Consider the following 26,568-nt stretch of genomic DNA (forward strand, 5'->3'; position numbering starts at 1 on the left):
CTTCCGGCAGGCCGTGTTGAGAGGCCCGTGGGGGTGGTCCGGGGGCTTTCGGGCGGGGGACCGCCGCTTCGGGTGTTGACCGGTTGGGCGGACCAGCTGGGACTGGTCCGCGGGTTGACCTGGGGAGACTTCCGGTCAGTGGCTGTCGCGTTCGCGGCGGAGCGTGGTGATGAGCTGGGTGAGGCGGTCCTCGCTGATGGTGTGGCCGGCGGCGCGGATGGTCTCGCGGACCACGGCGCGGGTGGGGGTTTCGTGCAGGCGGAAGGCGGGGCGGGCGAGGACGAGGAGTTCGTCGAGTTCCGCGCTGGGTGGCCTGCCGATGCGGCGGACCGGGTGGTCGTTTCCGTACCGTGCCGCGGGGAGTTCTGGGCGGGCGTGCTCGATCTCCTGCTCGGGAACGCCCGGAGTCTCGTGTGGATGCTCGACGGTCTCGGCCTGCGTGATGGCACCGGTCGTGGGCGAGGTGTTGTCGGCGCGGGTGATGAGGATGTGGAGGTGGACGGCTCCGGCGAGGGCGAGTGGGGCGATGGTGGACAGGATGCCGACGGTGGTGTCGTCCAGGTGAAGGCCGGTGGCGTGGGTCTGCTGGTTGAGGCGGACGGCGTGGAGGGCGTTGGCCCAGACGCTAGCTGTGGTGGCGGTGGCGAACAGGGTCCAGATATAGAGGCGGGCGCGGAAGGGCGCGTCGCGCAGGACCAGGAGGGCACGGACGCCGTAGGCGATGAAGCCGTCTATGACCAGGGGGAAGAGGTAGGTCAGGGCGGGGCGTATGTGGATGGCGATGGCGATCTGCTGGAGGGCGTCGTAGGAGAGGGTGCAGCCGGCGGCGCCGAGGAGCGCGACGGCTGCGCGGTCCCAGGCGGTTGCCTGGTGGGCTGTGGTGCGGGTGTTCGGGGGCATGCGGGAACTCCGGGGGTGGGTTCTGCTTCCGCGCACGGGCAGGCGTCAGCGGAGAAGCAAGGCGGGGGCGTGACGGCGGGTCCGCGAGGCGACCCGGGGCCGGTTACCAGGCGGTGGTGCGCCTTCTGCGGTCGTGACCGGTGAGGATGACGCGTTCGGTCATCTCGGCGAGGCGGGAGGCGACGCGGTCGCCGACGGCGTCGCGGAGTTCGGCGACGGGCAGGTTGGTGGTGACCAGCGTCGGGAGGAGCTGGTTGTAGCGGTGGTTGACCAGCCGGTAGGTCAGCTCCTCCGTCCACGGGGACTGCTTGGCCGCGCCGAGGTCGTCCAGCAGCAGGAGCGGGCTGCGGGCCAGGCGCCAGAGCTGCTGCTCGGGGTCACTGCCGTGCTGGGGGCGCTGGGCGGCGTAGAGGTCGGCGGCGGTCGTCGCCTCCCACCGCAGCCGGACACCGGCAGCCAGGAGGGTGCGGATCGCGCCGTAGGCCTGGTGGGTCTTGCCGGTGCCGGTGGGGCCTGCGATCAGCAGCGACGGGCCGGTGGCGATACCAGGTGCCCCGCCGGGGCCTGGCCTGCCCGCGTGGGCGATCCCGGTGACCCAGGCGGTGACGCGCGGGTGGTCGGCCAGCGCGTGGCGGTAGCGGGCCGGGATGCGGGCGTCGGCGAGCTGCAGCGCTGCGACCGGTTCCGCTTCCTGGACGACCTCGGCTCGTGGGTCGATGCCCCGGGCAGCCAGGATCGCGGTGATACGGCTCACCGCCCTGGCGGCGGTTCGTGGTTCGCGGGTGGCGGTGGTCACAGGTCACCGCCATAGGCGCTCTCGATGTCGGCGGGGTTGGTCCACGCGCGGTGTGGCGTGCGGGGGTTAGCCTGCGGCGGGGTGGCGTTCATCGCTTCGTTGACCAGGCTCGGCAGGACGCTCGGGCTCAGCCCCTTGGCCCGGAGCCGGTCCAGTCCGGCACGGATGTGGTCGGCGGCGATGTCTTCGCCCAGGAGCTGATGGACTTCCCGGCCGAGGTGCCCGAGGACTTTCTCCGGCGGGCGGCGCGCGCACGCCGCGACGTACTCGCCGATGAGCTGCTTCGCCGAGACGGTGGGGCTGGGCGCGGGGGCGCTCGCGCCCCCCGAAGGGATTGATCCTAGATCCAGGATCCTAGGTCCTAGATCCGGACCCTGAGGGCTCACCGCGGCCTCAGTGAGTCCTCCGTGAGCCCTCGGTGAGGGCTCCACGAGCCGGGCCTGACCTGCGGGTTCGTGATTCGGTGAGGGCTCGTGCGTCTGCCGCGAGTCCTCGGCGAGGACTCCGTGAGGGCTCACCGACTCCTCACGGAGGACTCGCCGACCCTGCCGTGACGGCTCACTGCTCCCGGCGGCCTCGTGGCGGGGGCAGGCGGGTGCGCGGACTCCACTGGGGCGGTTGATCTTCTGGTGGCGGTGCCAGGTGACGATGTGCAGGTACTGCTTTCCGTCGTCGCCGTCGTAGCGGCAGACGAGGTCGGCGGCGGCGAGCTGGGTGAGGTCGTCCTCGACGCCGAGGGGGCCGTGGTCGGGGCGCAGGGACCACAGCAGTCCGGCGATGACGGCGGGTTGGTCGCGGAAGCGGCCGTGGTCGTCGGTCTGGGTGAGCAGGCCGAAGAAGGTCCGCTCGGCGGACAGGGACACCGCGGCCAGGGACTCCGAGGCGAAGGCTTCGGGCTTGATGGTGCGTATCCGGGCCATGCCTCAGCACCCCGCCTTCGGGTCGGGCTGCGGGGACGGGGGTGCGGATACGGCCAGCGGGGCCGTACGCTGGTTCACAGAAGTTCCTCTCCTGGTGGGCTTCGGGACGGCAATCCCGGGGCCGAATGCCGGTCGTGGTCGTTCAGGGATGGGCGGTCTTCGAGGGTTCTGCTTCAGCCCCCGGCGTGTCAGCGCCGGGGGCTTTGTCGCGCTTGGGGGGTCGGTGGGCAGGGTGGGGGATGGTAAGACAATACCACATCTCTGCGGATCGCAGCAACTACTTGCAATCGGCAGAACGGCGTGTATCCTAGTAGTCTCCCTGCGGATTGCAGTGAGGTACTACGAACGGAAGGATGTGCTGGTGGGCGACAACGAGGAGGACCTGCCAGGCCCGAGCATCAACCAACTCGCCGGCGAGGAGAACGTCGCGGTGCGCATCAAGCTCGAACGGGACTCCCGCGGCTGGAGCACCAACGCCCTGTCCGACCGCCTCAACGCCGCCGGCTACGAGATGAACCCCTCCGCCGTATGGCGGATCGAGAACGGCCAGCGCCGGGTCACCGTCGACGACGCCCTCGGCTTCGCCGAGGTCTTCGGCATTTCCCTGGCCAACCTCGTCGGCCCCCCGAGACTCGCCGCCCACGCCCGCGCGACGGAGCTCGTCGAGGACATCAGACGCGCCTATCGCGCCTCCCACATGGCCAACCTCGCCGCCGCCCAGGCCCGCGACGCCCTCGACGCCTACCTCGACGAACACCCCGACGTCCGCGAAGAAGCCGAAGCCGCCGCGTCCCTCGCCGTCGCCGAAGAACTCATCGGCCTGCCCCAGCCGTACCAACTGCACAACCGCCCCAGCCCCAACCAGAAGGACACCGAATAGCCCCGCCTCGAAGCCCCCGCACCGCACCGCCCATCCCTGAGCACCACACCGGCGAGCCGACGGAGTTGCCGCTCCCCACGCCGCCAGAAGAGGACACCCCGTGCGTCACCCCGCCATGCCCGCGACCTCCGCTGCCCGCGCCCGCGCGGAGGAGGCGACCGCCCATGCCTGAACGCCCCCAGCACGAGGCCCCAGTGCCCCGGCTCTACCGCCCCGAGGAGATAGCCGACGTCCTCGGCTGTTCCGCCTGGTGGGTCCAGGACCGGGCCCGCCGACGCCTCATCCCCTTCACCCGGGTCGGCCGCGCGTACCGCTTCACCGCCGAGCACCTCGCCGAGATCATCCGCCTCAACGAGGAGCGACCGGCGCGGATGCCGGAGCCCGAGGTGGCCACGCGGAGGCCGGTTCCCCGGCCATCCGCTTCCACGGCTGCCCATCCGGCCCAGGCGGAGCGCCTTCGCGCGCGTTCTCCCCGTCGGCTGCGCCGCGACCAGTTCGATACGGCCGCGTAGAGCGACACTGGAGAGGAGGACCCATGGGTTTCGCGGAGAAGCGGGGAAGCTACTGGCGCGGCCGGTTCAAGACCGCGCCAGGCAAGCACGGCACGGTCGTCGACGCGGCGGGCGCGGTGGTCAAGTTCCCGACCAAGCGGGAAGCAAAACGGGCTGCGGACGAGGCGGAGTTCGGGTTCCGGCGCGGCAAGTGGCGCGATCCGGGGCTCGGCCAGGAGACGTTCGGCGAGTACGCCAGCCGGTGGTACGCCGCCCAGGACCTGGCCGCTTCGACCATGCAGAACTACCGGCGCCACATCGAGGAGCACCTGCTCCCTGACTTCGAGGACAAAGCACTCGGCGGCATCCTCCGGACCGACGTCGCGCTGTGGGAGAAGAAGGAGAAGGCGCTGTACGCCGCCACCAGCGTGAAGACCTGGCGGGCGGTGCTCCACCTCATCCTGGCCGACGCCGTCGATGAGGGCCTTATCGAGGCCAACCCGGCCACGACACGGCGCGGGCGGGGCAAGCGTGCCGGCCGCTCCCGCAACCGCGGGCCGGAAAAGGTCATCACCGATCCGCTCGGCGCCCTGCTCATCGCCGAGCGGGCCGCCCTCCTGTCCGGGCGCGACGACGAGTTCGTCGCCGTGGTCCTCATGGCCTTCACCGGCATGCGCTGGGGCGAAGTCGTCGGTCTGGAGACCGGCTTCGTACGCCCCGGCGCCATCCGCGTCGAGTGGCAGCTGTACCAGCTCGACGACGGCGAAATGGTGCGCTGCCCGCCCAAGGACGACAGCTACCGCACCATCGACCTGCCGCCCTGGCTGAGGGCACTGCTGGCCGACCACATTGCCCGGACCAAGCCGACCCCGTGCTCCTGCCACGACAAGACGTACGTCTTCCGAGGGCAGCGGGCGGCACGCACCGGAGGCCACCACGGCGCGAAGCTCGTCGACGTCGCCCGGCGGGCCGGTACGTCCGCCGGCACCGTGTCCAACGTCCTCAACCACCCGGACCGGGTCACCGAGGCCACCCGCATCCGCGTGCAGAAGGCCATCGCTGACCTCGGCTTCGTACGTGGCGGCACCATCGTCGGACACACCCCGCACTGGCGCCGCAGCAGCTTCGCCACGTGGCTGTTCATCCCGGCCGTCTCGGGGTCGTACCGGTCGAGGGGTGGGTCCCGACCTGTGCCTCTCATCGGCGAGCCCTGGCCAGGAATCCCGGTACGGGGACGCAACGCCGAGGGCCGAGCCGATACCTGCTGGGCGCCGATCGCCAAGGGGCTCACTCCTCACGGCCTGCGGCACACCCACCGGACGGTGATGGAGGGCCTGGGCACGGAAAAGGTCCTCATGGACGACCGCATGGGCCACTTCGACGGCTCGGTCTCGGCACGGTACGCCCACGTCACCCCTGCCATGCGCCAGCGGCTGACGGCCGGCCTCACCGCGCAGTGGGAAGCGGCGCTCGACGCCCGGCTGAGCATGCACCCCACCTCACCGGTCGACACGCTCAACAGGCTCCTGCACGCACGAGCCGCGAGCGGGTAAAGAAAGTCGTCGAAGACGGCGGTCGCAGACGCATGGCCTACGCGCCTGCGGCCGCCTGTCGACGCCAAGGTGTAAGTGGTGCAGCTCCCTTTACAGGAGCGCCTCTCGGGCTAGTTGTCCGGTTTTCGGCCTTGGGCCGTTGTGGCAGTGGAACTATGGAGGCCTATCGAGACCTGCCTGGAAGAGGTATTCGTGCACGCTCAGGAGACCACGTTCAAGAACCTCGTCCAGGGCGAGAAGCAGTACCAAGTGCCGCTGTACCAACGCACCTACAGTTGGGAACGGGAGCATCTGCAGCAGCTCTGGGACGACGTGCTGGAGCTGGTCGAGGACCAGTCGGAGGGGAGAACTCCGACGGCGCACTTCCTCGGCTCCGTGGTGCTGGCACCTGGTCGGATCACTGCGGGAGGGATGCAGCGCTGGCTCGTTGTCGACGGGCAGCAGCGGCTGACCACCCTGATGCTGGCGTTCACGGCCTTGCGTGACTGCCACCGTGCGCGCGGAGCGGAGCAGAGAGCCGACCGCATTCATGACTTGGTCCTGGTCAACAAGTACCGAAGCGGTGATGACCACTACCGGCTACTGCCCACGCAAGCGGACCGTGACGCGTTCATCGGCTGTATCGAGACCTGGCCCAAGGCGGGCGGGCCCGGCAACGTGGGCGCCGCCTATCGCTTCTTCCTGTCGGCACTGACCGACGGGGAGGAGAACGGAGGCGAGGCGTGGACGGATGTGGTGGAGGCCGTCTTGGGCGGTCTGTTGTCGGTCGTCGAGATCACCGCGGCCGAGGGCGACAACGTTTATCGGATTTTCGAGTCGATCAACAACACCGGTGTGGGACTCAGCCAGAGCGACCTGCTGCGCAACTACGTCTTCATGTGTCTGCCGACGCGCGGCGAGTGGGTCTACCGCAATCGCTGGCTGCCGATGCAGGAACTTCTCGGTCCTGCCAACCTCGAACTGCTCGTGTGGCTGGACCTGGTCGTCGGCGGCAACAGTCGTGCCAAGCAGAGCGAGATCTACCGCGACCAGAAGAGGCGCCTGGAACCCATCAGCACGGACGAAGCCGCACTCGAGAAGGAGATCACGGCCCTCGCGCAACGCGCCGAACGCCTCGTGCGCATCCTGCAGCCCGAGCGGGAACCGGACCCGGATCTGCGCGAAGTCCTTGAGCGTCTCTCCCGCTGGGGAGGCCAGACGCACTACCCGCTGGCGCTTCAACTCCTCGACCGCGTGGACGCGGGCCAGACTGCGCCCAGCCAGGCAGCCCAAGCGCTCGCCTATTCCGAGAGCTACATGGTGCGACGGCTGTTGGCCGGCCAGTCCACGATGGGCAGCAACCGCGTGTTCATGGAGATCCCCAAGGAGTTGGAGAAGGACAACGACCCTGGGGAGGCCGTCCGCCGCTTCTTGTCGAAGAACAAGACCGGGGCACGGGTCTGGCCCGACGACGACGCCGTCCGCAAGGCGATTCGCTTGCGGCCCTTCTACAAGTCGGGTCGCAGCAACCAGCGCTTCCACGTACTGCGCAGGCTGGAGGAGAGTTACGGGGGAAGCGAACCGGTTGACTACGCCAAAGCAGATCTCACGGTGGAGCATGTGCTCCCGCAGAGCCCCGCTCACCAGTGGCTGGACCTGCTTGCGGAGGAGACCGATGACAGGCAGACCCCGGAAGAGCTCCACGCGTCGCTCGTCCACACACTGGGCAATCTGACCCTTTCGGCGGACAACGCGAAGCTGTCCAATCACCCGTTCCGCCGCAAGCAGGAGATCTTGGACTGCAGCGCCCTGCGCATGAACCAGGCCATCGCCGAACAGGAGCGGTGGGGTCAAAGGGAGATCCTGGCTCGCGCCGACGAACTCGCTGACCGGGCAGTGAGGCTGTGGCCCGGGCCGGTCACCGGGACGATCCCCGCGGACGACGAGTGGACCGGCTGGAAGGAGCTGCGCGCTGCTCTCCTTGCCATGCCGGCCGGCACGTGGACGACGTACGGCGATCTTGCCGCACTCATCGGTACCCATGCCGTTCCGGTCGGCCAGCACTTGGCCACGAAGGGCGGACTTCACGGCGCCTACCGAGTGCTGACAGCGGACGGACGAGTTGCAGCCGGCTTTCGATGGCTGGACGGAACGAAGTCCGGAGATGCCCGCACGAGCCTGGAAGCGGAGGGCGTCCCCTTCGACGAAGCCGGCCGGGCTCGACGCTCTCATCGGTTGACCACCTCAGACTTGGCGACCCTCACGGGCAAGGACCTCGACGAGGAGTCCGTGCCTTCCGCTCCCGGGAGCGACGCGGGGCAGCAGTCGGCAGCTGCCCGCTTCGAGACGCAGCTGCGCGACAACCAGACAAGCGAGACCGTGGACGGCGTCCTGGAGGCGCTGCGTTTCTGGGAACAGCAGGGTGGCCACCTCGCTTACGGGCGCGCAGCCGAGACGAGCTGTTTCCCCACAGCCCCGCTCAGCGGTACGTCAGGTGTCCGTATGACATGGCCGCTGGGGATCTACCCGGTGTCCGGCACGGTAGAGGTCGTCTTCCAGTATCTGAAGCGGCGTCCGCCCTTCGACGACGAGCCGCCGCGGCGCGAGCTGCTGAGCCGGCTCAACGCGATTGCCGGAGTCGAGCTGGCAGAGGCCAAATTGGACCTGCGTCCGTCCTTCCCCCTGGAGGTCTTCGCGACGCACAGCGGTGAGCTCTGTGCGGTGCTGGAGTGGTTCGCGCACACCGTTGCGCAAGCTCAGGTGACGAGCGGGCCACCTCCTGACGCTACCTAGCTGTTCGGGGTCGTCGCAGGACGGACTCACCAGATCCGGCGGGATTCAGAACCGCGACACTACCCCAAGGCTGTCAAATCGGCTCCAACCGAGGGCGCTTGCGGCATAATCGTGGTGCTTACCTATCCGTCGGTTCCCTGCATCCACCGCCCCAAGGGGCACTGATGAGGGAGTCCGCCATGGAACCGATTTCACTCCTGTTGATCGTGGTCATTATGTTGATCGCGCGAGGCAGGTGAGACCTTCGGAGGTTGAGCGCCGAGGGCTCCTGAGGGGGCCCTCGGTCATGTCCGAGGCCAAGAGCTTTCGGGATGGGAAGATCCTCCGCATGGGGCATGGCCTCGGTGCATACTCACCCAGCAGCTGGGAGGGGACTCCCAACGACTGCCGCCATTGTTCTCGACGGTGGTCGGCTACCGGCCATTACAACCGGCGCAGGAGCACTCTCGATGGTGTGCGAGACAGGGGCGAGCTGCATTCTGAGATCCGCGGCAGATGCCTTCGAGCCGGGCTACGCGCCTTGGATCCTCACCGATGCCTCCGCCAGCGACGGAGGGTCGCGTCCACGACTCCAGCCTCACGGTCGCCGCCGGTTCATCGGCACAGGCCACTCAGCTGGTCCCGAAGCTCGACGTCCTGGTGCTGGAATAGCCCCATGACAGCGATCACGGACCTGGTCATCGTCGGCGGAGGGCCGGCCGGCTGCGCGGCTGCGGTGATGGCCGCGAGCGTCGGCATGCGGTCGATCCTGATCGAGCCGGACGCCTTGTGCGCCAAGCTCCAGCACATCGCCGCGATCAACAATGTCGTGGGCGGCCATACCGGCGGGCCGGAACTGGCTGCAGCTATTGCGGAGGACGTCGCTCGCGCCGAGCTGTGCGAGGTGGACCTCGGCGCGCGGGCGACCGAGGTCTGTGCTTACGACGACCACGTGGCGGTCACGACGGACACTGGCCGCACCGTCAGCGCCTCTTACGCTGTCGTGGCCACCGGCGTGGGCCCGGTCTCCGTCTCGGCCGCCGCCTGGCTGACGGTTGCAAGCGACTCTGACCTGCCCACCCTCTGGGGCGCGGAAGCCCGCGAGACGGCTGCCGGTTCCCTCCTCGTGCTGGGCGCAGACCGTCCCCTCGGCACGTTCCTCCGTGCCCACCCCGCACTCGACACGACGGTCCTTGTCGCGTATCCGCCGGAGGACGACTACAAGATCGACGAAGTACGCGAGGACGCCCGCGTCATCCCGCTGCCGGTCACCCGCCTGTCGGTCCAGGTGGGCGGTGCTTCGGCGTTCTCCGCTGAGTGGCTCGGCCGAGACGGCCGCCGCGGTGCGGGGACTGCCGACGCTGCCTACCTCAACCTGGGGAGCGCCCCCAGGCCACCGCAAGGCGCCCTGGTGCCCGACAGCACCGGCTACTGCCCGCCGGACCGCCAGCACCCGCGCATCCTCACCGCCGGTGACCTGCGCTCCTCCCGCTACCAGCGCATCATGCCCGCTACCGGCTCCGGGAGCGAGGCCGCCCTGGGGGCGTACTACGGCCTGCGGGGTGTGGGGTCTGCGTAACGTGCGGCATCCGAACGAGAAGCGCTGGAACCCGCCCTGTCACGAGCCGTGAGGGTCGTCCCGTGACCTCAGAGAGGCGCGCTGTCGTCGTTGGAGCCGGTGTGGTCGGACTGACCACGGCGGTGCTGCTCGCCGAGAGCGGCTGGCGAATTCATGTGGTCTGCGATCGGCTTCCCGGGGCCACATCACTTGCTGCGGGGGCGATGTGGGGACCGTACCTGGTAGAACCGAAGGACCAGGTCGATCACTGGAGTCAACGGTCGCGGGAAATCTTCGGGACATTGAGCGAGGACTCGGCCACAGGGGTGCGGCTCACCAGCGGCATCGAAGCCTCCCGCACAGCCGAAACCGCGCCGGACTGGGCTACAACGCTGCCTGGCTTCCGTCCGTGCAAGCCGGCCGAACTCCCCAGTGGATTCACCGCCGGTTACCGGTTCACGGTGCCCCTCATCGACATGCCGGTCTACCTTGCCTACCTCCAGCAGCGCCTGCGCAGGGCCGGAGGAACCGTTGAGCAGCGAACCCTCGGCTACCTCGCCGAAGCCGGTCCGTCCTCGGCGATCATCAACTGCACGGGCCTCGGCTCCCGCGCTCTCGTACCGGACCCCGACCTGCGTCCGATCCGCGGACAGCACGTCGTCGTCTCGAACCCCGGCTTGACCGAGTTCTTCTCCGAGGACACCGGCACGTCGCCGGACCTCCTGTGCATCTATCCGCACCGCGACACCGTCGTTCTCGGCGGCACGGCGATCGACGGTGAGGGCGGCTTGGGACCGGACGAGGAGGCAGCGTCGGCGATCCTGCGCAGGTGCGCCGAGGTCGAGCCGCGGTTGGCAGAGGCGCGGGTTCTCGGCGGCCGCGTCGGAGCCAGGCCCACCCGGAGCAAGGTGCGAGTCGAGGCTGATCGGCTGGCGGACGGGACGTTGGTGGTACACAACTACGGCCACGGCGGCGCGGGCGTCACGCTGTCCTGGGGGTGCGCCGAGACCGTTCTGACCCTGCTCGGTGAGCGGTGACGAGAGGCCACGAGCCGCTCAGGAGCGCGGTGGACGATGCTGCGTCCGTTCGCCGTTACGGTCCAAAGGAGCGCACCCCCGTGCTCCGCCGTCGAGCAGGGAGTTGCCTATGAACGAGTCGTTGGGCGAGCGACCGAAGCCGTTCCTGTACGTCGTGGTGTGCGCGGCGGGTGTCGCGGGGGACGTGGGCACGCTGATCACCATGGCGCAGGGCCGCGGCTGGGGCGTTGGGGTGGTTGCGACACCACAGGGGCTCGGTTTCATTGATGCCGCGGCCGTCGAGGCGCAGACGGGTTACCCGATCAGGTCTGCGTGGCGGTTGCCCGGCGACCCGCGGCCGCTACCGCCTGCGGACGCCATCGCCGTTGTGCCGGCGACTTTCAACACGATCAACAAATGGGCTGCCGGGGTCTCCGACACGCTGGCGTTGGGCATTCTCTGCGAGGCGTACGGCCTTGGCATTCCGACGGCTGTGCTGCCGTACGTGAACTCGGCCATGGCCGCCCACCCCGCTTACCAGGAGAGCCTGGCCCGGCTGCGGGGGATGGGCGTCATGGTCAGTTCCCGCGAGCCACATCCGCCGAAGGCCGGCGGGGGCGCTGATCGGTTCCGCTGGGAGGAAGCGCTGGAACTGCTCGGCCCAGCTGTGGACGCGCGGCGGTGAGCACCCTTTCCGGGCGAGTGAGCGTTCTCCTCGCTTCGGAGTGTGAGGGCCAGCGGTCGCTCGCCGAGCAGACGGAGATTGCGCAGATCCGAGTCGATGCCGCACCGCATGTGCTGGACGTCAGCCGCATCCGTACTACGTGTCCGACGCCACGACCGCGGACGTCGTCGACCGCCTGGGCCGTATCACCGACGCCCGGGCCGGGCCGAGAAGATCGGCGCCCGGCTGTGGGAGGCGCTCACCAGCGGTCGGCTGAGCGTGCGCAGCCACTCCTTCTCATGCGCTCCGCTGCCGTACACCGATACGCCGGGGCGATCTGCTTCCGGCCCTGACCGGCCTGGTGGCTTCGGGCTGCGCAGAACGCCCCGAGCCACCAGCGCCCGGTCAGGGTCACGGTCAGGGCGTCAAGCGATGCAGGTCGCGAGGGAACAAGGTGGTGCGGCGGATGTTGTCGGCGCCGGTCAGGCGGGCCGTCCAGCGTTCCAGGCCGAGGGCGAAGCCGCCGTGTGGGGGCATCCCGTGCGCGAAGGCGGACAGGTAGCTCTCGTACGGCTCCGCGGGCTCGCCGCGCGCGGCCAACGCGGCCACGTAGTCCTCGTAACGGTGCAGCCGCTGCCCGCCGGTGACCAGTTCCAGGCCGCGGAAGAGCAGGTCGAAGCTGTTGGAGTACGCGGGCCGGTCCGGGTCCGGATGGGTGTAGAAGGGGCGCTTGGCCATCGGGTAGCCGGTCACGAACAGCAACTCGCTGCCGTGCTCGCGCAGCGCCCATTCGCTGAGGAAGCGTTCGTGTGCCGGTGCGAGGTCGGGCTCGTCCACACCGAGCATCTTCATCGCGTCGGCGAAGTGGATCTGCGGGATCTCCGCGGGCACCTCAGGGAGCTTCAACTCCAACCGCTCCACGGCCTCGGCGGACCGCTCCTCGATGCTCTCGACCATGCCGGCAATGGCTTCCCGCACCACGGCCATCACGTCGCGGTGGTCGGTGATGAACCCCAGCTCGGCGTCGAGGCTGGTGTATTGGGCCAGGTGGCGGGCGGTGTCGTGCGGCTCGGCGCGGAAGACCGGGCCGGTCTCGTAGACCCGCTCGAAAACCCCGACCATGGCCTGCTTGAAGAACTGCGGGGACTGCGCGAGATAGGCGGGGCGGCCGAACCAGTCCAGAGCGAAGACGTTCGCACCGGACTCCGTTGCCGAGGAGACGACCTTCGGCGTGTGGATCTCGGTGAAGGAGAGTGCGTCCAGTGTGGCCCGGAATCCCGCCACCGAGGCGGCGGAGAGCTGGAACGGCGCCTTGAGCTGCGGATGGCGCAGGGCCCCGGGTGCGTGGTCGAGGATGGTGGGCAGTCCTGCGGACACCGCGGGGCGGTACAGGTCGAACGGCGGGGCTTGGGCGAGCGAGGACAGCGGCTCGATCTGCGGCGAGGTCAGCTCGATCCCGCCGGGCGCCTGCGCGTTGGCGGTGACCGTGCCGCGTACCCGCAGCACGGTCTCTTCGGGGACGTCACCATCGGGCGTGGTCAAGACGACCTGGGCCAGCCCGGAGCGGTCCCGCAGGACCAGGAAGGTGACGGATTTCAGTTCACGGCGGCGGTGCAGCCAGCCGGAGACTTCGACGGTTTCGCCTACGTGCGCCGGCAGCTCGGCCGCCAGGACGCGGTTCGTCGTGCGGATCATCGCGGCCCTCCAAGGGGCGTCGTGGTGATCCCTTCTGGGTGCGGGCGAGAAGGGCAACTCGCGGTGCCACCGCACCTTCGCCGCCACGCGCAGCGTGACGGCCTCGTTCCTGCCCGGTCACGGGGGCAAACCGGCGGGGCATGGGGCCTTCGGCCGTTCCTCCCCGCGCTCGGGAGTGTCTTCGCCCCAGGTCGCGAGGCTGCCTTCTCAGCTACCGGCAGCTCTCTCGGCTCGCGTGGGCCTGCGGTTACTCGTCTCCGTCTACGCGTTACGGCCGAGAATACGGGGGCTACTGCGTGTCAGCAACGAGATACCCTGCGGGTCACCGGGCGGAGAGATCGAGCCGGCCGGCGGACCTGCTGCAGCCGGGTCGCCGCAACCTCGACATTCAGTCCAGAAAGAGGTCCGCCTGGTCGGTCGCCCTTCATCGCTGGACACGCTCAGCAGCTACGAGTCGAGCGGCGTACGGGCTGATGGGATGACGTCTACGACGAAGGCCTGAAGCCAGACCGGCATTCGTCCTCCAGGCCGCCGAGACCGACGCCCCCTTCGACCAGAGCCATGGGTCTTCCCCCGCTCGGTTGCCGTCCGTGGTACTGGACGACGGCTCGTACGGCCGGGTGCCGTTCGTCATCTCCGGCTGCCTTCGTAGCCCACGCCGGCCCGAGGCCCATGCCTGCGCGCTGATCAGATCTGCTCGCCGGGGATATCCAGGTACTCCGTGCGGAGGATGTCCAGAATCGGGTGGTCGGCGGCGAGTTCGGTGTTGTCGATGCGGGCGATGGCTCGGACGCCGATGGCGGCGTTGGTGGCGAAGGCCGCTTGCATCGTGCTCAGGCCGGACAGGGTGACGGGAATGTCGATGTGCTGGTAGGCGTCCTGCAGGAGCAGCATGGTGATGCCTGGGAGTGCTGCGGCGGTCGGCCAGATGATGCGGCCGTCGTAGAAGCCGATGTTCCACGTGACGCCTTCGCTGATGACGCCGTCCTCGTCCACGAAGAGGGCATCATCGAAGCCGTGGAGCTGTGCGGTCCTTCGTTGGTGAAGGGAGGCGAAGAGCCCCACGCTCTTCACATGGGGCACTTCGCGCCGGTAGACCCTCGACTGGACTGACAATGGCGGCAGTGGCAAGACCCCGGCCGACCGTTGGGTCACAAGGATGCGCGGATTGTCGGCACGGCTGGGATGGCCGAGATCGGTCTCGGGGTCGAAGACAGTGACCCGAATGGTCGCTGCCCCAACCCTCGGCGCGACGCGGCGAACGAGGCTCCGGATGTGCTCCAGGTCGAGGTCGACCCCGAACAGGATTCGGCTGTCCCTGGTGAGCCGCTCCAAGTGCAGTGCCAGGCCCCGAACGCGTCCGTCGTCCACCCGCAGGCTCGTGAACGAACCGTAGTTGGTCAGGGCGAGAGCCTGGAGTTCGTACACGGTGACGGGACGTCCGTCGAGTTCGGCCATGGGCGAAGCATGACAGTCAGGTTGGCGACCGCATTTCCAGGAGGCAACCGTCGTCAAGCTGGATGCGGGCGAGTAGCCGGGCAGGGCGGGAATTGGCCTGCTAAGGCAGGATGAGGCCTTCGACCACTGCGGGAGGGCCGGGGATGGGTTACGAGCTGCAGGCGGTGATCGCGGAGGAGCTGCTGCTGCGTGCTGCCGTACGGGACCTTCCCGGTGCCGGGGTGGCGTCTCTTGGCCAGGGCCTGTCGCTGATGGTGATAACGGACCAGCTGTTCGACGCCGTCACGGACGGCGGCTCCGTCGGGGCTTTGGGATTCTGGCGACTGCCGAGAGGTTTCGAAGTGACGCTTGCGGAGTGGTCGACCGCAGGGCCGGTCGCCTATGTGGAAGCGGAGTTCTTCGGCGGTGATGGTGAGCAACGAGCCGCAGTGTGGGCTGGTGGGGCCAGGGTGCTGGGACCGCTGCACACGCCGCCGGGTCGGCCCTTCCCCTCTGCCGGCAGCCCGATCTCACAGGCGCTTCGACGGTTGGGCGCTGTGAGGCGCGCGGACGGGGACGAGTTTTTGGCCGTGGGTCTGGACCGCCATCGATTCAGCGAAGACTGGATTGATGGCGCTGGCCGTCAGGGTCCGCGCTGAGACGTCGACGGTTTCGGGGAGAGTCGGCGCCTATGTGATGGCGGTGGCCGTCGAGCTGGTGGGGGCGGCGTTTGCACCGCGAGCAACTCGGTCCTCGTCGCAGTCGCGGTTCCGTCGCGGACGATGTTGAAGTGTCCGCCCGGCGGGTTAGCGTGGTCCGGTGACTCAGCTCGTCTTGGCTGCCCAGAGCTTCGTGAACTTCCGGGACTACAAGTTCCCGGGACACGGTCATCGATGGGCCGACGTGAAGTCCTTCCGGATCCTCTCGGGTGCCAAGGACGATGAGCTGCTGGGTCTGCTGGTCGCCGACGAGCAGTTCCGCGATGACTACGCCGGGGGCGGCACCGATGCGGCCGGGCAGTGCCATGGGCCGTACTGGCAGCGTCACATCACCGCAGGTGCCTTCCAGGAGGTGGGCAGCGCTGAGGCCGCAGGCGCGATCCGTCGCTGGGCCGACCAGCATGGTGCGCTTCCCGAAGCCTTGGAAGCGGTGATGGCCGCGGAGGTGTACGCGGTGCTCGCGGCGGCCGCCAGGTGCTTCGTCCTGCCGGATCTGGGCAGGACCGCGTTTCACGACTGGGGCGGGGTGCATACCGAGTTCCATGAATACGTCGTGATCGACCGCGAGCGGGCGTCCTTGGCGCTGATCGTCGCAGCAGACGACTGACGGCGGGCTCCCCTCGATCCGAGACGGTCTGGAATCGATCACAGGTTTGCCGCCGGAGCGGTGCTGTGGCTCTGCTCGGGATAGCACGCGAGCCCAGCTTGCGGGCACGCTCGGGGGACAGGCGCACGTTGGCGTCAGCCGCGAAAGGCGAGGTCAGGCTCTTGCGCCGGACAATGGGCTGGGGTGGTGGCCGGTGGGGGCGGCGCGGGGCCTGGGCTCGTCCGCGTGTGGCGGTACGGGTGCGCTCGATCAGGGTGTCCTGCGAGGTGACGTCCGGGCCCGCGCAGGTGCGGCGGATGCCCTCGTGTGGGGCCGGGCGCGCACAGACGGTGTACTCGTACCGGCGAGGCAGGCCGGTGATCGGCTCCGGCGCCGGAGGGAGCTTGCGGGTCAGGCGGTCGCGGGGAAGGCCGACGCGCTGTGGACCCGTTCGGGCAGGCCGCCAGCAGAGCAGATGAGAGGTCGCGGGTGCCGAGGGCGCGTTCCAGCTAGGGCCCCACGATAGGGGAAACTTCAGCCTGTGTACCGGCCGTCTTACGCGACGCACGCGCGGAGAGTACAACCATCGGTGACGAAGCAGTTTCCAACCGTGAGGATCTCCGCGAGGAAGGCGAGCCGTGCTCTCCGTAGACTTATGGTCCGAGATCCTGGCCCAGGGCTCGGAACGACGTTTCCGCGCGGGCAGCGTGATGCTGCGGCAGGGGGATACGGGGACTCATCTGCTCGCCCTCACCAAGGGTCTCGCTAAGGTTGTAAGCCGAGATCGGGACGGAACCGCGACCCTGCTCGCCTTCCGCGGGCCGGGAGATATGCTCGGCGAGGTGGCGGTCTTCGATGGTGGCACACGCATTGCCGATGTGATCGCGCTCAGCCCGTGTTCTGCGGTCATCCTTGAGGCCGCCAGATTCAGGGCTTTCGTAGAACAGCGGCGTCTGGTGATGGACCTGATGCGACAAGCGATGGCCAGGCTGCGTGAATCGGACCTTTTGAGGTCGGAGTTACTCACTCTGCCGTTGGTCGTACGCCTTGCGCGCACCCTCGTGAGGCTTGTCGACCTGGCCGACCCCAACAGCGCGACGCACTCCGCCTCGGTACCGCTGTCTGTGTCGAGGGCTCCGCTGCGGCTGACGGGTCTGACGCAGGAGGAACTGGCCCAATCGATCGGGGTGACGCGCAACGCGGTGGGCAGTGGGCTCAGACAGTTACGGGCGTCGGGGGCGGTGGAGACCGCCCGCAGGGAGATCATGATCAAGGATCTGGAAACACTTTTGCTCTGGGCCAAGGGGGGCTGAGCGCTGCGCGCCGGAGTGAGTGACGCACGCGGCGATGTGACCGCCGTTACGTGCCGGGCGCCCAGCGGTGTGCACAGCGGACCTCGGAGGAAGCGAATGCTGGAAATCGGTGGCCGTACGGCCGTACCGACCCCAGCCCTTGCCCCTCCAAGGAGAGATCCATGTCCACAAGCGTTCCCGTTCCCGGCGCGGAGAGCCGGCCGCTGCCTCCTTATCGCGCTCTGCTGGCAGTTGACGCCAAGGACTTCACCGGCTTGCCGGCCGTCCAGCACGGCGCGGTCAGCGAGCTGATCCCCCAGCTTGTCGACCATGCGTTGGAGAAGGCCGGCCTCATCGAACTGAGGGACGCCAAGAGGTTTCCGGCAAGTACCGGGGACGGCATCGTCTTCGGCTTCGACCCCGCACACCTGCCCTTTGTCCTCTGGCCGTTCCTCGCCGTCCTGGACGAGGAACTCGGCTGGTACAACATGACGTCGGTCGGGCCGCGCATTCGGCTTCGGGCCAGCGTTCACGTCGGCCCGCTGCCCGACTCGGGCGCCGCCGGCGACGGCAACGGCACCGCCCGCAATGACACCCATCGGCTGCTTGACTCGCGCCCGGTCAAAGCGATGCTCAGCGCCGCAAGCGAGCGGACCACCCACCTGGTCGCGATCATTTCCGACCGGGCCTACCAGGATGCTGTCGTCGGCGGCTACACGCGGCTGCTTCCGGACTACTGCACCGAAGTACCCGCGACCGTCGAAGGAAAGAGCTTCGCCCAACGGGCTTGGCTGTACGTGCCGTCGCCGTCGGGGAACCTGCTGAGTGCCGGGCTGCCGGAGAAGGAGCCGGTGCCTGGCGGGGAGCTGGAGCCGCCCACTGCCGCAGCGCCGTCCGGAGCCCGCTATCAGGGCAACTCCCAGCAGGTCGGGGAGGGCGCCGCCGTCATGGGTGACGTCCGAGGGGATTTCTCCTTCACCGGCCGATCCACCACCACAAATCGCGCAGCTAATCAGCACTGGGGCAGCGGCGACAACGTCTCCGGCTCCAAACACGTCGGCGGCACGCACGAGGATGGCCGGTGAACACCGCAGCCGAAGAACCGAGCGACACCGCGGAGCGCGCCGACGAGGGCTCGGCCGGGGAGCAAGGGCGCGCGGATGATCCCGGCGAGGCGGGACGCTCCGCGGGAGGCGCGACGTACGAAGGGAATCGCCAACGAGTTTCCGGCGGTGGATTCGGATTCATCGGGACTGCCAGGGACATCCACCTTCATCTGCCGCCGGACGAAGCAGACAACGCGATCGTTGATCCGCGATTCCGCGAGGGTCCCTACCCGGCTGAGGAAGTGGAGAAGCGGCTACGCGGCTTCGTCGAGCCGCCGTCGTATGCCGCCTGTCGTCGGGTGCTGGAACGGCGTGTACTGCTGCTGCGGGGAGGTGGAGGAACCGGTACGGGCACGGCGGCCTTCGCGCTGCTCCGTGAGCGGTTCGGCGCCGGCGGTATTACCGGCCTCGATCCTGGCCTGGACCTGACGAGATGGTCGCCGTCCGCCCCCCGCGGCTACCTCCTGCAGGGGCTGTCGTCCGATGCGGGCGCTGCCCTCAGCGAGACCGCGTTGCTCGCTCTGTCGGAACTGCTGGGACAAACCGGGAGCGCCTTGGTCGTCGTCGTGGGAAACGGACAGGCACTGCCGGGTGCCACGGCGCCCTGGCAGGTGCTTCACGTCCCGCCGACGGCATACGACGTGGCGAAGGGGCATCTGTTGTCGATGGCGCAGGAGGGGAGACTGCCAGGACACATGCTCTCCACGGCCCTGACGCACCTCGATGAGCCCCGTTTCGCCGACTACGTCGGACCCGTGCAGTTGCCGGTGGCGGGAGTGGACGTCGCGGAAGAGCTGCGCGAGGTGGCGATCGGCGAACGATTAGTGGCAGACGCGGTCGAGAACCTCCGAACCGGAGGAGACAAGGCCGTGCAGGAAACGCTGACCAGGCTACGCGCCAGCGCCGAGGGACTGGCGTTCGTGGCGGCTGTCGCGCTGTTGGAGCACCAGGACCGCACGGTCATCAGGCAGTACGCCAACGGACTTCGTGATCGCATCACCGAGCGGGCCGTTCAGCGAGGGGCGGTGCCGCCACCGGTGTCCGACACCTCACCGCAATGGGACCTCCTGGGCTGCAGTTTCGAGGACCGCTTGACCGAGGTACGGGCGAAACTGCTGTCGCGGCGCGCGGTCCGGATCAACAGAACCCGCTATTGGTCACAGCCGGTCGTGTTCCAGGGCAGGCATCAGGCGGAATTCTTGCTGCGCCGTCTGTGGTGGGACTATGACGGGATGTCCGAGGACATCTGGTCGGCCCTCCGAGACATGCCTTACCAGTTAGGAATCGATCTCGCGGCAGGCCGGGCCATCGGGGCCGTTCTCTGCCACGCCACCGGACCCAAATGGCTCCAGCCGCTGTACGAATTCGCTTCTTCGGATGACCGCTGGCGGCGCAGACTGGCGGCGTACGCGCTGGGAGAGGTGGCGCAGAATCCGGACCTGTCCGGCGCGGTGCGCGCACAGCTCAGGGATTGGAGCCGTCTGCGAGACGTCAACATGCGCTGCACGGTGGCAGAGACCTGCGCGGGCAGCTTCGGGCTCAGCCGTCCGACCGCCGCTCTGGATCTGCTCCACGCGATTCTGCAGGGAAGCGACGAGGAACTGAGGCCGAGACTCCGCAGCGCCGTCACTTTCGCACTGAACGTCCTGCTCGCGGAGGAGTCGAATCGCCCGGCGGTACTCGGCCGCCTGGCCGAGTGGCTCACCGAACCCGTCGGCTCGCTCCGCCGCGCATACGCGGTCCACGCCATCACAGCGCTCAGCCCGACCAGTGCAGCCGGACCGTTCCGCCCGACTGCTCTGAGACTTCACCTGGCGGAACTGGTTGTCGCTCGGGAGGAAGGCCTCCTGCCGCTGGTCACTGCCGCACTGGAAAATCCCGCCTCACATTTGGCGATGGCAGAGGCGTTGACCGTGGTCGGTTCGTCTCCCGACAGCCGGCAGCGCGTCTGCTTGGCCGAGCTGCTGGCCGCCCTCTCCGATGCCTCGAACGGCCGTCGTGGGGTCGTCACCTTCCTGCTCTCCCGCTACCGCGCCCGTACCGCCGCCGCCATCTTCGAAAGGACACGCCAGTGAACAAGCCCTTGGTCGAGCCGCTGACTTCTTCGCCCCTGTGGTGCCTGCTGACCTTTCGCAGGGGTCGGAGCGCCTTCAGCGGCCGGGCTCTGGTTTTTCTCCACCCCGACGATGCGGACCGAGTGGAATACCCGAATCGGCGTGCCTCCCGCACCTATCCAAGGCCGTCGCTGCTCCAGGCCTGGCAAACGACCCGGGCCGACGCCCGCTGGGTTTCGCTCACCGAATACGAGTGCCAGGTGGAGGCGCCGAGCCGTGGGCGCACCAGGGACGGCCGGGCACCATCGGGTGCGACGTCTCCGCAGACCGTGATCTGGTGGGTGATCGACCCCGTCATCGTCGCCCGGGAAGCGCTGACCGAAGAGGAAGTCGCCAGGCGTGTCGCCGCTGATGCCACTTCTCGGGGGCTTGGATCGGGACATCCCGAGGCACCTCGCCCTCCTTTCGAGGCCGGCCCGCCCGATCCCTTCCGCCTCGCCTACGAGGTGCAGGGATACGGGATCGCCTACCGGCTGCTCCCCCGGGCACCTGGCGAGACGAGTCCTCCAGCCGGGCCCGTCCTTCCGGCGGTATGGGGCGCGGAGCATCACGAGGCCTATCGGTTCTACCGGGACGTGGTCGCGGGCGGTCCGCACGGCTTGGCTGCGCTCTGGCTGCTTTACCACCCCGAGCAGGCAAAGGATGTCCTTGAGTGGACCGTTACGCATCGGAGCGCGCTGTCTCAGCCGGACAGTTGGGAGCAGTCCCTGGCCTCCGTGCTGCAGAGCCTCACCGGCGCCGACCGTGCTTTCCTCGGTGTCAAATTCGCCGAGGTCCTGAGCGACGCGGGCGTGCCACAAGGCGAGGAAACGCTGAATCGGGTGCGCGAAGTGAGTGACGCGGGCACCGAGGGTGCGCCTGGGGGACCGTGGTGAGCCCGCGGGTGGAGGCTGATGCAATAGGTCGCCCCAATCGGCTCCGAGCCAGAAGGCCCCCTTCGCCGCCCGGCACCACGGCCCTGCTGCGCGAGCTGATCGCCCACAACCACCTGGAGATCGGCCGGGCCGACGGGAAGGCCGCGGTCCTGATCGCCACCGACGGCTCACTGCTCAGCCTGCTCATCGTCCGCCGGCCGGCCACCTCACCGTGGGCGCAGTTGTTCTGGTGGAGCGCCGTGTCCAGCACCGCGGCAGCGCTCGGGGCGCTCCTTCTGGTCCTCATCCCGCGCCGGGACACCCCGCTGCGCCAGGGCATACGCCTGCTCACTTACTTCGAGGACGTGGTGCGGGCACAGCACCAGGCCCGCCTGCCAGCGGCTATCGAGGACACCAGCAGAGCACCGGAATCGAGGCTTCTTCGAGCTCTCGAGGAGACCAGCAGGATTGCGCACGTCAAGAACCGCTACGTCCGTCGCTCCATTTTGCTGCTGCTCCTCTCCCTCCTCGCCACACTCGTGTCTCTGGCACCCAAGAGCTGACCAAGGCCACACCCGCGGCTCCACGGCTGGGAGCCGGATGTCGAGGTTGGCTCCCAAATGGCTCCCAAGAGGGTCCCGGGAACGACTCAGGGCCTTGATCCTCGTGAGGATCAAGGCCCTGACCTGCTGCTATACCGTCGGGGTGGCGGGATTTGAACCCACGGCCTCTTCGTCCCGAACGAAGCGCGCTACCAAGCTGCGCCACACCCCGGTGCAACGGGGTTTACTTTAGCGGACCCGGGGCCGGAGGCGAAATCCGGTTAGGCGGGGGTCAGGGTCAGGAGGGTTGCTTCGGGGGGGCAGGCGAAGCGGAGGGGGGTGTAGCGGTTGGTGCCGCAGCCCGCCGAGACGTGGAGGTAGGACGTGGAGCCGGTGGCCGTGTGGGTGGAGAGGCCCTTCACGCGGTCGGTGTCGAGGTCGCAGTTGGTGACCAGGGCGCCGTAGAAGGGGATGCAGAGCTGGCCGCCGTGGGTGTGGCCGGCCAGGATCAGGGGGTAGCGGTCGGCCGCGAAGGCGTCGAGGACCCGCAGGTAGGGGGCGTGGACCAGGGCCAGGTTGAAATCGGCGTCCGGGTCGGGGCCGCCGGCCACCGCGGTGTAGCGGTCGCGCTTGATGTGCGGGTCGTCCAGGCCGGTGAGGCCCAGGACCGGGCCGTGGTCGAGCTTGAGGTGGCCCCGGGTGTTGCTCAGGCCCACCCAGCCTGCCGCGTCGAACGCGTCGCGCAGGTCGCCCCACGGGTTGCGGATGATGCCGTGGCCGCCGCCGCTCTTGCCGTTCAGGCCGTGCTGGCCGCGGGCCTTCTCGACCAGGTAGCGGCCGGGGTTGCGGAATTTGGGGCCGTAGTAGTCGTTCGACCCGAAGACGTACGTCCCCGGGAAGCGCAGCAACGGGCCCAGGGCGTCCAGTACTTCGGGGACCGCGGTCGGGTCGGACAGGTTGTCGCCGGTATTGACGACCAGGTCCGGGCGCAGCCCTGCCAGCGACTGGAGCCAGCGGCGCTTCTTGTGCTGGCCGGACACCATGTGGATGTCGGACAGCTGGAGGATCCGGATCGGGCGCATCCCGGGGGGCAGCACCGGGATGTCCACCCGGCGGAGCCGGTAGGACCTCGCCTCGAAACCGGCCGCGTATGCCAAGCAGGCCGCGCCTGCCGCCGTCACACCGAGGGGGACTCCGTATCGCGCGCGCATACGCCCATCGTGTCAGAGTCCGGGGCACAGCCGGTACGGGCGGCTGGCCCGGGATGGGCCGCGGGTCGATGCGCGGGGTTAATCCGGGGCGTGCGCGTCGCCAGGGTGCGAAAATCGGGGTATGACCACGACGCTCAAGCAGCGACTCAAGGACGACCTGACCACGGCGATCAAGGGCCGTGACGAACTGCGCTCCGCCACGCTCCGGCTCACGCTGACCGCCATCACCAAGGAGGAGGTCGCCGGCACCACGGCCCGGCAGCTCTCCGACGACGAGGTGCTGACCGTGATCACCCGGGAGGCGAAGAAGCGGCGCGAGGCGGCCGAGGCGTTCGAGCAGGGCGGCCGCGCCGAGTCCGCGGAGCGCGAGCGGGCCGAGGGCGAGGTCCTCGCCGGGTACCTCCCGCAGCAGCTCACGGACGACGAGATCGCCGCGATCGTGCGGGAGGCGATCGCCGAGTCCGGTGCCGCCGGGCCCAAGGGCATGGGCGCCGTCATGAAGCTGGTCAACCCGAAGGTCGCCAAGCGGGCGGAGGGTGGCCGCGTCGCCGCCGAGGTCAAGCGCCAGCTCGCCGGCTGACGGACCCGGCCCTTGTCGGTTCTACGGGGCCGCACCGGTCACGGGTCCAGTGCCGGTCACGGGTCCCGTACCGGTTGCGGGGCCGCCTCGCGTACGGCCCCGCACCGCGTCCGGGGTGCGCCACCCGCCCCCCGTACGCGGACCCCCACGCGTAAGGGGCGCCCCCCCAGGAGGGGCGCCCCTTACGCGTCTCACCGTCGGACTGTGCGGATCACGGCCCGCCGTTGCCTCCGCCGCCTCCGCCGGAGCGGCCGTTGCCGCCGGTCATCCCCGGAGGGAGCGTGAAGCCCGTGCCGCCGGGGCCCTTGCCGTCGTCCGGGGGCTTGGTCGGGTCGGTCGGCTGGTTCGGGTCGGCGGGCTGGTTCGGGTTGTTCGGGTCGGCGGGCTGGTTGTTCTTCGGCGGGGAGTCGGGCAGCGGCACCGTGACGAAGTGCTCCTTCTCGGTGCCCTTCAGCGCGCCGAGCATCGCGTCCCGCCAGATGGGGGCGGGGCCGGTGGCGCCCTCGACCTTGTCGAAGGTCTTCGGGCCGATCTTGACCTTTATCCCGCCGACGCCGTCGTGGCCGCCGTTGTCGTCCGCGCCGGCGTACATCGACAGGCGCCGGCCGTGGATGCCCTTGTTGAAGGGGTCGCCCAGCCACACCGCGGAGGCCAGGGACGGGGTGTAGCCGGCGAACCAGGCGTCCTTGCGCTCGTCGGTCGTACCCGTCTTGCCCGCCGTGTCGCGGCCCGGGAGGTCGGCCGCGGTGCCGGTGCCGTCGTCGACGACGCCCTTGAGCATGCTGTTCAGCGTGTCCGCGGTGCTCTGCGACATCGCCCGGTTGCACAGGCTCTTCGGCACGGTCATCTTCTTGCCGTTCGGGCCGGTGGCCGACTCGATGGCGATCGGCGTGCAGTAGACGCCGCGGTTGGCGAAGGCGGCGTACGCGGCGGCGACGGTGAGCGGCGAGACCTCGTTGGTGCCCAGGGTGAGCGACGCGGTCTGCAGGAGCGGCTTGCCGTCGGCGCGGCCGAAGCCGAGCTTGGCGGCCATGTTGATGATCGGGCACAGGCCGACGTCGGCCTCAAGGGCGACGAAGTACGTGTTGATCGAGTGTTTGAGGGCGTCGGGCATGGCATAGGGCCCGACTTCCGACTTCATCTCGTTCTGCGTGCCCTCGTCCGCGTGGGCGTGGACCACCTGGCCGGCGCAGTTGGTCACGTCGGGGTAGGTGTCCATGTGGTACGGCGACGGGTAGGCCTGGTCCGGCTTGTAGCCGGCCTCCAGGGCCGCGGCCGCGGTGATCGGCTTGAAGGTCGAGCCGTTCTGGAAGCCGCCGCTGTTGCCCATGTTCCGGTCGACGGACAGGTTGAGCTGCGTCTGGTTCTTGCCGAAGCCGTAGGGCTTGCTCTGGCCCATCGCGATGATCTTGCCGGTACCCGGCTGCACCATGGTGTCGGCGGCGACGAAGTTGTCGGTGGCGTAGACGTGCTTGCCCAGGCCCTTGAGCAGCGCGGCCTGCGCCTTCGGGTCCAGCGTGGTCCTGATGGTGAGACCGCCTATGTCCCACGCTTTCTGCCGGTCGGTCTTGGTCTTGCCGAACGCGGCATTCTGCAGGAAGGTCTCGCGCACGTAGTCGCAGAAGAAGCCGGCGCCGTTGACGGCGGTGATGCAGCCGTTCTTCGGCGAGCTGACCTTCAGGCCGAGCGGGGCCTTCTGCGCGGCCGCCGCCTGGGCCGGGGTGATGTCCTTGAGCTGGGCCATGCGCGCCAGCACCGTGTTGCGCCGGGTGAGGGCCGTCTGCTCGTTGCTGATCGGGTCGTAGCGGCTCGGCGACTGGACCATGCCGGCCAGCAGCGCGGCCTGGGTCAGGGTCAGCTTCTTCGCGGTGGTGCTGAAGTAGCGCTGGGCGGCGGCCTCGATGCCGTAGGCCTGCTCGCCGAAGAAGGTGATGTTGAGGTAGTTCTCCAGGATCTTCTTCTTGCCGAGCTCCTTCTCGACCTGGATCGCGTACTTCATCTCCTTGATCTTGCGCCCGATGGTCTGCTGGGTGGCCTGGGCGACCTTGGTGGGGTCGTCGCCGGCCTCCTCGACGAAGACGTTCTTCACGTACTGCTGGGTCAGCGTCGAGGCGCCCTGGGTGCCGCCGTCGGAGGCGTTGTTGCCGAGCGCGCGCAGGATGCCCTTGACGTCGAGGGCGCCGTGCTCGTAATAGCGCGAGTCCTCGATGTCGACTATGGCCTGGAGGATGTTCGCGCTCATGGCGGTGATCGGGACGACTGTGCGGTCGCGCGAGTAGACGGTGGCGATCAGGCCGCCCCTGGAGTCCAGGATCTTGGACGCCTGGCTCAGGGGCGGGGCCTTCAACTCTCCCGGCAGGTCGTCGAAACCCGCCGCCGTACCCTTCGCGGACAGGCCGAGTGCGCCGGCGGCCGGCAGGGCTATTCCCGCCAGGACCGCGCCGGCCAGAACACTGACGCCGAGGAACTTGGCGGCCTGCTGGGCCGTCGTGAGCCCCCCGCCGGAACGCTTGTGAGCCATGGGGGCAGCCTACGTGGCGATTCCCCGGACGTACGCCCAGGTGTTCGCCTAGTGTGTAACAGACAGGATGCGAACGTCGGCGCATCACTGTCTCCCGTCGTCACTCTTGTGAGTGATGAGAGGTGCCCGAATTTCGGTATATGCCGGAGGACTTGGTTCTTTCGGCGGGCGATACGTGACTGTATCGCCCCATAGTTCCGATATGAACAGCAGTCACTCCGTTGGGTGATCTGCTGGGCACGCATAGTCCATTCGGGCCATGCAAGATTGGGCCTGAAAGGGCTGTTGCGTCGCGCCTACCTTCCGTAACGTCCCAACTGGCACCGGTGAATATGACGGTTGCCGCCGTGGGGGAGCCTCGATTCGGGAGAGGACGGCGCCA

At 68.8% G+C, this 26,568-nt stretch carries 22 protein-coding genes, 1 tRNA gene and 1 pseudogene; 16 read left to right on the top strand and 8 right to left on the bottom strand.

Features of this window, described 5'->3' with window-relative positions:
• Window positions 1–135: 135 nt before the first annotated feature.
• From OG900_22785 to OG900_22795, 3 genes are all read right to left on the bottom strand, one after another.
• The gene (locus tag OG900_22785) at window positions 136–900 is read right to left on the bottom strand and encodes a DUF2637 domain-containing protein (GenBank protein ID WUH92655.1); all 765 of its coding nucleotides are present in this window, start codon (window positions 898–900) and stop codon (window positions 136–138) included.
• 103 nt (window positions 901–1,003) lie between these two features.
• Window positions 1,004–1,696 carry an ATP-binding protein gene (locus tag OG900_22790; protein ID WUH92656.1) on the bottom strand — a complete coding sequence of 231 codons (693 nt, stop codon included), beginning with the start codon at window positions 1,694–1,696 and terminating at the stop codon, window positions 1,004–1,006.
• Window positions 1,693–2,616: a hypothetical protein gene (locus OG900_22795; GenBank protein WUH92657.1), complete on the bottom strand. Its 924-nt coding sequence runs from the start codon at window positions 2,614–2,616 to the stop codon at window positions 1,693–1,695. The genes OG900_22790 and OG900_22795 overlap by 4 nt, the downstream gene beginning before the upstream one ends.
• 361 nt (window positions 2,617–2,977) lie before the next feature.
• On the opposite strand from OG900_22795, the gene OG900_22800 reads away from it, so the two are divergent.
• The 8 genes and pseudogenes from OG900_22800 (at window position 2,978) to OG900_22835 (ending at window position 11,859) form a co-directional block, all read left to right on the top strand.
• Window positions 2,978–3,496: a helix-turn-helix domain-containing protein gene (locus OG900_22800; protein WUH92658.1), complete on the top strand. Its 519-nt coding sequence runs from the start codon at window positions 2,978–2,980 to the stop codon at window positions 3,494–3,496.
• Window positions 3,497–3,660: 164 nt separating this feature from the next.
• On the top strand, window positions 3,661–4,008 hold the full coding sequence (locus tag OG900_22805) for a helix-turn-helix domain-containing protein (GenBank protein WUH92659.1): 348 nt from the start codon (window positions 3,661–3,663) through the stop codon (window positions 4,006–4,008).
• A gap of 23 nt (window positions 4,009–4,031) precedes the next feature.
• Window positions 4,032–5,540, top strand: a complete 1,509-nt coding sequence (locus tag OG900_22810; protein ID WUH92660.1) for a LacI family DNA-binding transcriptional regulator — start codon at window positions 4,032–4,034, stop codon at window positions 5,538–5,540.
• 192 nt (window positions 5,541–5,732) lie between these two features.
• A complete protein-coding gene (locus tag OG900_22815) occupies window positions 5,733–8,312 on the top strand; it encodes a DUF262 domain-containing protein (protein ID WUH92661.1) in 2,580 nt (859 codons plus the stop codon).
• A gap of 655 nt (window positions 8,313–8,967) precedes the next feature.
• A complete protein-coding gene (locus OG900_22820) occupies window positions 8,968–9,870 on the top strand; it encodes a pyridine nucleotide-disulfide oxidoreductase (GenBank protein ID WUH92662.1) in 903 nt (300 codons plus the stop codon).
• Window positions 9,871–9,932: 62 nt separating this feature from the next.
• A complete protein-coding gene (locus OG900_22825; GenBank protein ID WUH92663.1) occupies window positions 9,933–10,886 on the top strand; it encodes an FAD-binding oxidoreductase in 954 nt (317 codons plus the stop codon).
• A gap of 109 nt (window positions 10,887–10,995) precedes the next feature.
• Window positions 10,996–11,550, top strand: a complete 555-nt coding sequence (locus OG900_22830; protein ID WUH92664.1) for a flavoprotein — start codon at window positions 10,996–10,998, stop codon at window positions 11,548–11,550.
• 121 nt (window positions 11,551–11,671) lie between these two features.
• Window positions 11,672–11,859: pseudogene (locus OG900_22835) on the top strand (ARMT1-like domain-containing protein).
• 87 nt (window positions 11,860–11,946) lie between these two features.
• Here OG900_22835 and aspS read toward each other — a convergent pair.
• Together aspS and OG900_22845 are read right to left on the bottom strand one after the other, a co-directional pair.
• The gene (gene aspS, locus OG900_22840) at window positions 11,947–13,224 is read right to left on the bottom strand and encodes an aspartate--tRNA(Asn) ligase (protein ID WUH92665.1); all 1,278 of its coding nucleotides are present in this window, start codon (window positions 13,222–13,224) and stop codon (window positions 11,947–11,949) included.
• A 687-nt stretch (window positions 13,225–13,911) separates the two neighbouring features.
• Complete coding sequence (locus OG900_22845) at window positions 13,912–14,682, bottom strand: aminotransferase class IV family protein (GenBank protein ID WUH92666.1); 771 nt, start codon at window positions 14,680–14,682, stop codon at window positions 13,912–13,914.
• Window positions 14,683–14,825: 143 nt separating this feature from the next.
• Between OG900_22845 and OG900_22850 the strand changes: the two genes are divergently transcribed.
• From OG900_22850 to OG900_22880, 7 genes are all read left to right on the top strand, one after another.
• Window positions 14,826–15,320: a hypothetical protein gene (locus OG900_22850; GenBank protein ID WUH92667.1), complete on the top strand. Its 495-nt coding sequence runs from the start codon at window positions 14,826–14,828 to the stop codon at window positions 15,318–15,320.
• 160 nt (window positions 15,321–15,480) lie between these two features.
• Window positions 15,481–15,987, top strand: a complete 507-nt coding sequence (locus tag OG900_22855; protein ID WUH92668.1) for a hypothetical protein — start codon at window positions 15,481–15,483, stop codon at window positions 15,985–15,987.
• Window positions 15,988–16,604: 617 nt separating this feature from the next.
• Window positions 16,605–17,279 carry a Crp/Fnr family transcriptional regulator gene (locus tag OG900_22860; protein ID WUH92669.1) on the top strand — a complete coding sequence of 225 codons (675 nt, stop codon included), beginning with the start codon at window positions 16,605–16,607 and terminating at the stop codon, window positions 17,277–17,279.
• Between the two features lie 161 nt (window positions 17,280–17,440).
• Window positions 17,441–18,343 carry a hypothetical protein gene (locus tag OG900_22865; protein WUH92670.1) on the top strand — a complete coding sequence of 301 codons (903 nt, stop codon included), beginning with the start codon at window positions 17,441–17,443 and terminating at the stop codon, window positions 18,341–18,343.
• Window positions 18,340–20,439, top strand: a complete 2,100-nt coding sequence (locus tag OG900_22870) for a hypothetical protein (GenBank protein WUH92671.1) — start codon at window positions 18,340–18,342, stop codon at window positions 20,437–20,439. The genes OG900_22865 and OG900_22870 overlap by 4 nt, the downstream gene beginning before the upstream one ends.
• Window positions 20,436–21,353 (top strand): hypothetical protein, encoded by a 918-nt coding sequence (locus OG900_22875; GenBank protein WUH92672.1) that lies wholly within the window; start codon window positions 20,436–20,438, stop codon window positions 21,351–21,353. Before OG900_22870 ends, OG900_22875 begins: the two co-directional genes overlap by 4 nt.
• A gap of 8 nt (window positions 21,354–21,361) precedes the next feature.
• Complete coding sequence (locus tag OG900_22880) at window positions 21,362–21,895, top strand: DUF5706 domain-containing protein (protein ID WUH92673.1); 534 nt, start codon at window positions 21,362–21,364, stop codon at window positions 21,893–21,895.
• Window positions 21,896–22,032: 137 nt separating this feature from the next.
• Here the strand turns inward: OG900_22880 and OG900_22885 are convergent.
• Together OG900_22885 and OG900_22890 are read right to left on the bottom strand one after the other, a co-directional pair.
• Window positions 22,033–22,106 (bottom strand) — tRNA-Pro (locus OG900_22885).
• Between the two features lie 49 nt (window positions 22,107–22,155).
• Complete coding sequence (locus OG900_22890) at window positions 22,156–23,085, bottom strand: metallophosphoesterase (GenBank protein ID WUH92674.1); 930 nt, start codon at window positions 23,083–23,085, stop codon at window positions 22,156–22,158.
• A gap of 121 nt (window positions 23,086–23,206) precedes the next feature.
• On the opposite strand from OG900_22890, the gene OG900_22895 reads away from it, so the two are divergent.
• Complete coding sequence (locus tag OG900_22895; protein WUH92675.1) at window positions 23,207–23,665, top strand: GatB/YqeY domain-containing protein; 459 nt, start codon at window positions 23,207–23,209, stop codon at window positions 23,663–23,665.
• A 211-nt stretch (window positions 23,666–23,876) separates the two neighbouring features.
• Here OG900_22895 and OG900_22900 read toward each other — a convergent pair whose 3' ends face one another.
• Window positions 23,877–26,186 (bottom strand): penicillin-binding protein, encoded by a 2,310-nt coding sequence (locus OG900_22900; GenBank protein WUH92676.1) that lies wholly within the window; start codon window positions 26,184–26,186, stop codon window positions 23,877–23,879.
• Between the last annotated feature and the right edge of the window lie 382 nt (window positions 26,187–26,568).

The organism is Streptomyces sp. NBC_00433, assembly GCA_036015235.1.
GTDB lineage: Bacteria > Actinomycetota > Actinomycetes > Streptomycetales > Streptomycetaceae > Actinacidiphila.

Bases quoted from the DNA above. Each gene is read 5' to 3' on its own strand.
- OG900_22820 (WUH92662.1), top strand. From the start codon at position 8,968: ATGACAGCGATCACGGACCTGGTCATCGTCGGCGGAGGGCCGGCCGGC.
- OG900_22890 (WUH92674.1), bottom strand. From the start codon at position 23,085: ATGCGCGCGCGATACGGAGTCCCCCTCGGTGTGACGGCGGCAGGCGCG.
- OG900_22865 (WUH92670.1), top strand. From the start codon at position 17,441: ATGTCCACAAGCGTTCCCGTTCCCGGCGCGGAGAGCCGGCCGCTGCCT.
- OG900_22795 (WUH92657.1), bottom strand. From the start codon at position 2,616: ATGGCCCGGATACGCACCATCAAGCCCGAAGCCTTCGCCTCGGAGTCC.
- OG900_22845 (WUH92666.1), bottom strand. From the start codon at position 14,682: ATGGCCGAACTCGACGGACGTCCCGTCACCGTGTACGAACTCCAGGCT.
- OG900_22830 (WUH92664.1), top strand. From the start codon at position 10,996: ATGAACGAGTCGTTGGGCGAGCGACCGAAGCCGTTCCTGTACGTCGTG.
- OG900_22785 (WUH92655.1), bottom strand. From the start codon at position 900: ATGCCCCCGAACACCCGCACCACAGCCCACCAGGCAACCGCCTGGGAC.
- aspS (WUH92665.1), bottom strand. From the start codon at position 13,224: ATGATCCGCACGACGAACCGCGTCCTGGCGGCCGAGCTGCCGGCGCAC.
- OG900_22805 (WUH92659.1), top strand. From the start codon at position 3,661: ATGCCTGAACGCCCCCAGCACGAGGCCCCAGTGCCCCGGCTCTACCGC.
- OG900_22810 (WUH92660.1), top strand. From the start codon at position 4,032: ATGGGTTTCGCGGAGAAGCGGGGAAGCTACTGGCGCGGCCGGTTCAAG.
- OG900_22900 (WUH92676.1), bottom strand. From the start codon at position 26,186: ATGGCTCACAAGCGTTCCGGCGGGGGGCTCACGACGGCCCAGCAGGCC.
- OG900_22895 (WUH92675.1), top strand. From the start codon at position 23,207: ATGACCACGACGCTCAAGCAGCGACTCAAGGACGACCTGACCACGGCG.
- OG900_22850 (WUH92667.1), top strand. From the start codon at position 14,826: ATGGGTTACGAGCTGCAGGCGGTGATCGCGGAGGAGCTGCTGCTGCGT.